Genomic DNA, 2820 nt, shown 5'->3' on the forward strand with positions numbered 1-2820 from the left:
CGTGGCCACGGAAATGTCCGCCGCCGTGATGGCCGCCGCCATGTCCGCCACCATGTCCGCCGCCATGTCCACCCCCATGGCCACCACCATGCCCGCCCTTCGCCAGCGCCGCGCCCGCCAGCATGCAGGCAAATGCCAGCGCCGCAATCCCGATGACCGGTCGCACCATCGCACCCTCCGTGCAAAGCCCTGCCATTGAGGCATCGGAACTTGGCGGAATTGGAACCGACAGGATTGCCGAAGGTTCCCGATCCGGGCGCCGTGGGTGCTAGTTCTCCGGTACGATCTTGCCGGGGTTGAAGATATTGAGCGGATCGAGCGCTTTTTTGAGCGCCCGCATCGCATCCAGCGCTTCAGGGCCGAGTTCCGCCTTGAGATATTTCTGCTTGCCCTGACCGATGCCGTGCTCGCCGGTGCAGGTGCCGTCCATCGCCTGCGCGCGCTCGACCAGGCGATGCATGAACTCCTCGCCGCGCGCCATCTCGCCCGCGTCGTTGGTGTCGCAGACCAGCGAGCAATGGAAATTGCCGTCGCCGACATGGCCGACGATCGGCGACAACAAATTAAGGCGCTTGAGATCCTCCTCGGTCTCGCTGACGCACTCGGCGAGCCGCGAGATCGGCACGCAGACGTCGGTCGCGACCACGCCGATGCTGTCACCGGGACGCAGCGCCTTCACCGACCAATAGGCGTCGTGCCGCGCCTGCCACAGTTTTGTGCGGTCCTCCGGCTTGGTGGTCCAGGAGAAATCACCGCCGCCGCAGTCCTTGGCGATCTCGCCGAAGGCCTTGGACTGCTCGGCAACCTCGATCTCGCTGCCGTGGAATTCCATCAGCAGCAGCGGCGTCTCGGGCAGCGTCAGCTTCGAATAGGCGTTGCAGGCCTTCACCTGCGCGGCGTTGAGCAGTTCGATGCGGGCCACGGGAATGCCGGTCTGGATCGCCAGGATGACGGCCTGACAGGCCCCGTGGACGCTCTCGAACGACACCGCGCCGGCCGCGATCGTCTCGGGGATGCCGCGCAGACGGATGGTCAGCTCTGAGATGATGCCGAGCGTGCCTTCGGCGCCGACAAACAGATGCGTCAGGTCGTAGCCCGCGGATGACTTCTTCGCGCGCGTGCCTGTCGTGATGATCTCGCCGTCGCCGCGCACCACCTTCAGCGCCAGCACGCTCTCGCGGATGGTGCCGTAACGCACCGCGTTGGTGCCGGAGGCGCGGGTCGAGGCCATGCCGCCAAGCGAGGCATCCGCGCCGGGATCGATCGGAAAGAACAGGCCCTGGTCACGCAGATGCTCGTTCAGCGCCTTGCGGGTGACGCCGGGCTGGATCACGCAGTCGAGGTCCTCGGCATGCACCGCGAGCACCTTGTTCATGTCGCGCAGATCGATCGAGATGCCACCGGCGGGTGCGTTGACCTGGCCCTCGAGCGAGGTGCCGGTGCCGAAGGCAATGACGGGGACGCGGTTCTTGGCGCAGATCCGCACCACGTCCTGGATGTCGGCGGTCTCCTGCGCCATCACCACCCCATCAGGCGGCTGGTTGGGGAGCCAGGTGGTGGTATGGCCGTGCTGCTCGCGGACGGCCTGCGAGGTGATGAGGCGGTTGCCGAAGCGTGCGGCAAGCTGCTCCAGCGCGCTCGCAAGGGCTTTCGGCTCCGGCCGCGGCGGACTATTGGTGATGGTGGTGCCCACGGAATTCCTCCCGACAGAAGAACCGTGGCAAAGGACATAAAACCGGTCAAGTCAAGCGACCGGACGCATGGCTAGGGAAGAACATATGCCGGAGACTGCCGCCTCAGCGCCCCAAGCGGAGCCGTTCCGCGCCGCGATCATGCAGATCGAGCCGCAATGGATCGACTATAACGGCCATCTCAACATGGCCTATTACAACGTGATGTTCGACCGCGCGATCGACCAACTCTGGCTCGAGCTCGGAATGGGGCCGGCCTACATGAAGGAGCGCGGCGGCTCGAGCTTCACCGCCGAGTGCCACGTGCGCTATTTGCGCGAAATCCACCTCGGCGATCCCGTGCAGATTTTCGTTTGGTTGCTCGAGGCCGACGACAAGCGGCTGCACACGTTCGAGGAGATGCGGCACGCAACTGAGGGCTGGCTCTCGGCAACTTCCGAAAACATGTCCCTGCACATGGATATGAATGCGCGGCGCGTCGCGCCGTTTCCGCCCGATATCCGTGAGCGTATCGCTGCGGTCACAAAGGCTCACAATGCCGTACCGCGGCCCGAGGGCATCGGCCGGAACGTGGCGATGCCCTCGAAGCGGTAAGCACTAGATCCTGTTGCGGCCGCGCGCCAAGCCGACGACGGCCGAGACCAGGAACAGAACGACCGCGATGAAGAAGATGATCTTGGCGATCTCGATCGAAGCGCCGGCGACGCCGCCGAAGCCCAGGATGCCGGCGATCAGAGCGATAACCAGAAACGTCACAACCCAGCCTAGCATGGTCAAATCCTCGTCTTGATGTCTGTCTGCATCTGGCGCGGCTGGCCGCGCCACCTGCCCAGACAATCTCGACGCGGGAACGATTGTTCCGGCCGGAACAGGGTGGAAATTCGCAGGGCCCGCAGGAACAAATTGACTTGCCGCGCACGTGGAAAACCTCGTTCCGCGGCCCCATATAGCCACCAATCCCTGTTAAGAAGGCTCCCTTCCGCAACCCCGCGGTGCCATCGTGGGGCCGATGATTCGCATGACCGAGCCGAGCAAGATCACCAGCGTCCCCGACCACCAGCCCGCAGCCGGCGGCATCGCCGCGCGTGCGCGCGCCTCCGTGGGCCCGAAATACCTCTCCGGCCTCAAT

3 protein-coding genes are annotated in these 2820 nt (G+C 64.9%); 1 reads left to right on the forward strand and 2 read right to left on the reverse strand.

Annotated elements, in window-relative coordinates:
- Window positions 1-268: 268 nt before the first annotated feature.
- On the reverse strand, window positions 269-1693 hold the full coding sequence (locus MOV75_RS33280) for an FAD-binding oxidoreductase (RefSeq protein ID WP_246931733.1): 1425 nt from the start codon (window positions 1691-1693) through the stop codon (window positions 269-271).
- Window positions 1694-1778: 85 nt separating this feature from the next.
- Here MOV75_RS33280 and MOV75_RS33285 point away from each other — a divergent pair, with 85 nt between their 5' ends.
- The gene (locus tag MOV75_RS33285) at window positions 1779-2285 is read left to right on the forward strand and encodes a thioesterase family protein (protein WP_246931731.1); all 507 of its coding nucleotides are present in this window, start codon (window positions 1779-1781) and stop codon (window positions 2283-2285) included.
- Between the two features lie 3 nt (window positions 2286-2288).
- On the opposite strand, the gene MOV75_RS33290 is transcribed toward MOV75_RS33285, so the two are convergent.
- A complete protein-coding gene (locus MOV75_RS33290) occupies window positions 2289-2462 on the reverse strand; it encodes a DUF1328 domain-containing protein (protein WP_036006471.1) in 174 nt (57 codons plus the stop codon).
- Window positions 2463-2820 lie beyond the last annotated feature (358 nt).

The sequence above is a fragment of the Bradyrhizobium sp. PRIMUS42 genome (assembly GCF_023006515.1).
Taxonomy (GTDB): Bacteria; Pseudomonadota; Alphaproteobacteria; order Rhizobiales; family Xanthobacteraceae; genus Bradyrhizobium.

Excerpts from the sequence above, each read along its gene's own strand:
- MOV75_RS33285 (WP_246931731.1), top strand. The coding sequence starts at position 1,779 with ATGCCGGAGACTGCCGCCTCAGCGCCCCAAGCGGAGCCGTTCCGCGCC.
- MOV75_RS33290 (WP_036006471.1), bottom strand. The coding sequence starts at position 2,462 with ATGCTAGGCTGGGTTGTGACGTTTCTGGTTATCGCTCTGATCGCCGGC.